This window comes from Nostoc sp. NOS(2021) (assembly GCF_017115025.1).
In the GTDB taxonomy this organism is placed as follows: domain Bacteria; phylum Cyanobacteriota; class Cyanobacteriia; order Cyanobacteriales; family Nostocaceae; genus Nostoc.
This window is the reverse complement of record NZ_JABXKM010000185.1, coordinates 1-4809: the sequence shown is the minus strand read 5'-3', so window position 1 is coordinate 4809 and position 4809 is coordinate 1. Positions and strand designations below refer to the sequence as shown.

Genomic DNA, 4809 nt, shown 5'->3' with positions numbered 1-4809 from the left:
CCAGTCCCCAGTCCCCAGTCCCCTGCTATAATTGCGAGTTTATGCCCCATCATTTTTGTGTGGCAATAATGTGTTATTTGTTACTTTACTTCTCATTAAAAAGTCTTGAATGCGGTTGACAAATTCTTCTAACTCTAAAATTAAGTTGGTAGTACCTCTACGCTCTTGATAGTAAGCCAATTGTTCTAGTTTGTCAGCTGCTAGATACATAGCTGTGGCTCCAATGTTAACACTAGCACCTTTAAGGTGATGAGTTTCTCGCGGAATTTGCCCAAAGTCATCAGATGCGATCGCTGCTCTAATTATCTCTAAACGGGGTTTAATATCTTCAACGCATATTTGCAATAGATTTAATTCAAATTCTCCATCATTTCCCGATATCCGATGCAAGTGTTCCCAATCAATTGCTAGGTCAGTGGAAACTGTCTGTTCATACACAACTGCCTTTTGTTTTGAGAGGATCACGCCTGTCCAATGCTCTAGGATCACAGCCAATTTTTCTTTAAACACTGGCTTACTCAGATAGTCGTCCATGCCGGCATTGAGACACATTTGTTCGTCTTTTTTCATCGCATTAGCCGTCATCGCAATCACCACAGGACGACGACGCAGGGCAAAGGCGTTCTCTTGCCAACGATGAATTTCTTTTGTGGTTTCAAAACCGTCGAGAATTGGCATTTGGCAATCCATCAGAATCAAATCGTAAGGAATTTTTTCTAATAGCTGCAAAACTTCCTTTCCATTAGCAACGACATCGGCTTTGTAGCCCAAATTCTGGAGTTGCTTCAAGGCTACTTTCTGATTCACCAAATTATCTTCAGCTAGCAGAATTCTTAACTTGAATTTAGTAGAGGGGTTAGGGGAAGAGGAAGCAAGAATGTCTAAAGTTTCTGTACTCTGGATTTTTTCAGTAGTCTCTAGCCTCCAGCCTCTAGCTTCTTGTTCTGATTCCGGCTGAGTTTCTAAAATAGTTATGATCGTATCGCGCAATCTTGATGGCTTAATGGGTTTGACCAAATAAGCAGTAAATCCGATTTTGAGCGCCTGCTGCACTTCATCCCGTTGATTAGTAGAGGTGAGCAGAATCAAAGGGATCTCAGCAATTGCAGAATTGGCTTTAATTTGTTCTCCGATTGTCATGCCATTTGTTTGAGGTATTTGCATATCAACTAAGGCGACATCATAGGGTTTCCCCTGCTCACCAGTTTTCTGAATAGCTTTGAGGGCAGCAGCAACACTGTCAGCTTGATCTACCTGCATTCCCCAATGAGTAGCTTGATGATAGATAATTTTGTAATTAGTAGCCTTGTTATCCACCAGTAACAAGCGGCGATTGTGCAAAAGTCCGCGTTCGCATTTTGGCAAAACAGGTTCAACTTGCTTTGTAAAAAGCACCTCAAACCAAAACTTAGATCCTTTTCCCGTCTGAGTTTCTACCCCAATCACTCCTCCCATCAAGGTTACAAGTTGTTTACAGATGGCTAATCCCAAACCTGTACCACCATACTTGCGAGTGGTAGAAGCATCCACTTGGGTAAATGGCGTAAAGAGTTTGCGTTGGTCTTCAGGGCTAATGCCAAGACCCGTATCTGTGATGTCAAAATGGATCGTGGCTGTCGTGGAGGAAAGCGATCGCAATTCGGCTTGCACTAATACTTCGCCAGCGCTGGTGAACTTGATAGCGTTGCTGATTAAGTTCATCAGAATTTGCCGCAGCCTACCAGTATCTCCTTTGAGGTGGGTGGGGACGTTGTGCTCAATCAGTGCGGCAATTTCTAATCCCTTGTTATGAGCTGAGGGAGCCAATAATTCCACCACTTCTTCCACACAAGTGGATAGATCAAAATCTAGAGTTTCGAGAGCCATCTCTCCAGCCTCAAGTTTGGAAAGATCCAAAATCTCGTTGATTAAACTTAAAAGGTCGTCTCCACTACTACGAATTGTTTCGATAAAATCTCGCTGTTCTGCGTCTAAGGGAGTATCTAACATTAAACCGGTCATTCCCAAGACAGCATTCATCGGAGTCCGAATTTCATGACTCATATTCGCCAAAAAGGCACTTTTCGTCTGAGAAGCTAATTCGGCTTGGCGACGGGCAATTTCAAGTTCTTGTCGCTGACGAGTTTCTGCTGCTAATAGTTGGGCTTGGGCTAAGGCAATACCTACTTGGTCGGCTATTTGCCGCAAAAGATGAGTTTCAAAGCTAGACCAGTGGTGGGAATCGTCACACTGATGAACTATGAGCAAACCGCGAAGTTCTTCTTTGACAAGAATGGGCACAACCAAATTGATTTTGACCCCAAACTGTTGCATTAATTCCAGATGGCTTTGTTCAACTTCCGGCAAATTAAAGTTAGCCAGCCCGAAAATCTGTCCTTGACGGTACTGCTGTAGATACTGCTGTTGTAGATATTCCGCTTGTAAATAGAGGGTGGTGATGTTTTGCTCTTTGATTACTGGTAAGCCAGAAACTACTGCTTCAATAACGGTGGGTGCAGACTCATCTGGCAAAAGCTGATAGATCAAAACTCGGTCAGTCTGGAGAATCTTTTGTACCTCCTGAACAGTGATTTGGAGAATTTCTTCGATTTGCAAAGACTGGCGAATCTTGAGGGTGATTTCGGTAAATAGTTGCGATCGCAAGTTTTGGCGTTGTATTTCTTCTTCAGCTTGTTTACGCTGGATAAATTGCCCTACTTGCTCACCAATCGAATTCATCGTTTTTACCAAATCTTGGTCAGGCGGCTGGATTTCCCGGTTGAAGCAGGTAATGACACCGATAATTTTGTGACCACTGCGGATCGGAAACCCGAAGGCTGCGCGTAGTTCTACTTGAGCGCTGATTTTGAAGCGGGAGAAACTGAGTTCTTTAACCACATCAGTGATCCAAACAGGTTCAGAACTAGCCCAAACCCTACCAGGTAGTCCAATTCCTGGTGGAAACGTGGTTTGCCGATTCAGTGCTTCAAACTCTTGCACCTTAAGGGATGCTTTATGCCACATATCGAGAAAACGCAGCACATTTGCTTGCTGATCCACCATCCAAATTTCACCCAAATCCCATCCCAAACTCTCGCAGATTCCTTGCAGAATTTGGTGAGTAGCTTCGCTGATCGTGGTGGACTCCGCTAAAACGCGGGTTGCAGCATATTGTGCATTCAGAAGCCGTTCCGAGCGTTTGCGTAAGCGAAGCTCGTCGGAGACATCGGTGATGTCAATGCCAGTGCCAACAATGTATTCCACTGATCCTTCATAATCTTTTAAGGTGGTGTTTGACCAGGCGATCAGTCGGCGACTGCCATCCTTCATTATCCAATAGTTCTCGTACTCATTGAGGACTTGACCAAAACGCAACTGCTCAAAAACTACTTTGATCGGCTCCACCTCTTCAGGAATTAGAAACAAGTTCCAGAAATACCTACCCCTCACCTCATCAAAGGAGTAACCTGTTATTTGCTCACAAGCTTGATTGAAGCGAACGATTTGCCCTTGAGAATCGAGAACTATTACCAACGCGCCGACTGTATCAAGGACTGCTGAGATAAAGTTGCGTTCTTGGTTTAAGGTTTCTTCTGTTCTTTTCCGCTCAGTGACCTCACGATAAATCAAGTAGTAGACTACAGCAAGAACGATAAAACTTAGGCAGATGGCGATCGCAAGTATCAGAATTGTGTTGCGACTCCTGGCTTCTTTTGCTTGTGAGTGCTGCTGAAGCCGCCCCTTTTCCTCGTTTTTTATCTCATTGATCACCTTGCGGATATCATCCATGAGATTTTGTTGATCATTTCTCAGTAGTACTTGCAACGCCGCCTCTAATCCCTTGTTCTGGCGCAAGTCGATAGTCTGTTTTAGTTCAGTAAGTTTAGCTGTTATTAGAAATTCAAGCGTTGCAATCTGCTTTTGTTGGTTTGGTTGATCTGCTGTTAAACTCTTCAGCTTGGCAATTTCTTGATCGACGTTAGCAAGTGCTGCTTGATACGGTTTTAGATAAAGTTTTTCTCCAGTGAAGATGTAACTACTTTGTCTAGTCTCAGCATCCTTTATCTGGGACAGTAGTTCTTCTAGGCTGTTGAGTTTTTTATAAGTATTTTTTACTATATTGCGATTATAAGTAGATACTGTTGTATTTTGATAAGAAACCACGCCAATCAGAACTAAAATTACCGACGACAAACCAAAACCTGCCACAATCTTTTTGAAAAATTGCTTGTGTACCCTCTGCGCCTGTTTGCTTTTCTTGGTAACAAGTACCAAACTTGCTAAATTTCGGCGCAATTCCAGTTGCTTGATGACTTGACGACCCAAAGTTCGCAATGCCTCCACTTGTTCTAGAGTAAGTTCTCGTGGTACGTAGTCAATCACGCAAAGTGTTCCTAGCGCGTATCCCTCAGGGTTAGTCAGAGGTACACCAGCATAAAACCGAATATTTGGATCAGATGTTACCAGTGGGTTTGTCGCAAACCGTTCGTCATCTGTTGCATCAGGCACAACCAAAACATCAGGCTGTAAAATAGCATAGGCACAGAATGCCAAATCTCGATGTGTTTCTAGGACTTCCATTCCGACTTTTGACTTGAACCACTGACGGTTTGTATCAATTAAGCTAATTAAGGCAATAGGAGTCTGACAAATATACGAGGCTAAACGGGTGAGGTCATCAAAAGCGGCTTCAGATGGCGTGTCGAGAATCTTATACTGCAAAAGCGTCTCGATTCTCTGTGCTTCGTTATCAGGTAATGGTGCTTTCATCCTTGAGCCTTATCTACATTCTGGGGAGTGGGGAAGAAGCAGAGGGGCAGGGAAGCAGGG

Annotated in this window: 1 protein-coding gene; it reads right to left on the bottom strand. The window is 43.6% G+C overall.

All coding sequences use genetic code 11. The annotated features are described in order from the left end of the window. Positions 1–39: 39 nt before the first annotated feature. Complete coding sequence (locus HWQ41_RS21270; RefSeq protein WP_292767149.1) at positions 40–4749, bottom strand: GAF domain-containing protein; 4710 nt, start codon at positions 4747–4749, stop codon at positions 40–42. Positions 4750–4809: the final 60 nt, after the last annotated feature.

Excerpts from the sequence above, each read along its gene's own strand:
- HWQ41_RS21270 (WP_292767149.1), bottom strand. The coding sequence starts at position 4,749 with ATGAAAGCACCATTACCTGATAACGAAGCACAGAGAATCGAGACGCTT.